The sequence below is a fragment of the Blautia sp. AF17-9LB genome (assembly GCF_003479185.1).
Classification (GTDB): domain Bacteria; phylum Bacillota; class Clostridia; order Lachnospirales; family Lachnospiraceae; genus Fusicatenibacter; species Fusicatenibacter saccharivorans.
Genome location: NZ_QUGU01000051.1, coordinates 1 through 671, shown reverse-complemented (window position 1 = coordinate 671; position 671 = coordinate 1). Strand labels below are relative to the sequence as shown.

The following is a 671-nucleotide window of genomic DNA, read 5'->3' as shown; positions in this document are numbered from 1 at the left end:
AGTTAGCAACCACCAGTTCAACTGGTGGTTTATTATTAGCCCTCCAAAGGGCTATTGTTACTATTCGCCCCAAAGGGCGGTATCGCAAGCACTTTTGCTGGCCCGCTATAAAGCGGTACTACTCGAATCTTCTCGTCTCGATTCTTCTGCTTGCTCTTTTATATACTTTTGAACTGCTTCATCTGTTATATTGCCAATCGTTTCAACATAATATCCTCTAGCCCAAAACGCTTTATCCCATTTACTTTGCAACTCAGGATGCCTGTCATAAATCATTAATGTGCTTTTTCCTTTCAGATACCCCATAAAATCTGATACTCTGAGTTTTGGTGGAATTGCTACGCTTAAATGTACATGATCTATACATACCGCTCCTGCAATTATCTCTACATTTTTATACTGGCATAAAGTTGCTATTATCTCTCGGACATCTCTGCGTATTCTCCCATACAATACCTTCTTTCGGTATTTAGGAATAAACACAATGTGATACTGGCATTTCCAACGAGTATGTGATAAACTTTTATTGTCCATTTGGACCGCCTCCTTTGATTTTGAGTTTGGCTTGCGACACCATTCTCATTCTATCACAGGAGGCTTTATTTTGTTATCCTCACCACTTCCGACTACTCTATTCTCCCCAGCATAGCTGGGGGATTAGACTTTTCATT

At 40.1% G+C, this 671-nt stretch carries 1 protein-coding gene; it reads right to left on the bottom strand.

Annotation, left to right across the window (positions count from 1 at the left end; translation table 11 throughout):
• Positions 1-105: 105 nt before the first annotated feature.
• Positions 106-534, bottom strand: a complete 429-nt coding sequence (tnpA, locus tag DWX00_RS19430) for an IS200/IS605 family transposase (protein ID WP_055226077.1) — start codon at positions 532-534, stop codon at positions 106-108.
• Positions 535-671 lie beyond the last annotated feature (137 nt).

Excerpts from the sequence above, each read along its gene's own strand:
- tnpA (WP_055226077.1), bottom strand. The coding sequence starts at position 534 with ATGGACAATAAAAGTTTATCACATACTCGTTGGAAATGCCAGTATCAC.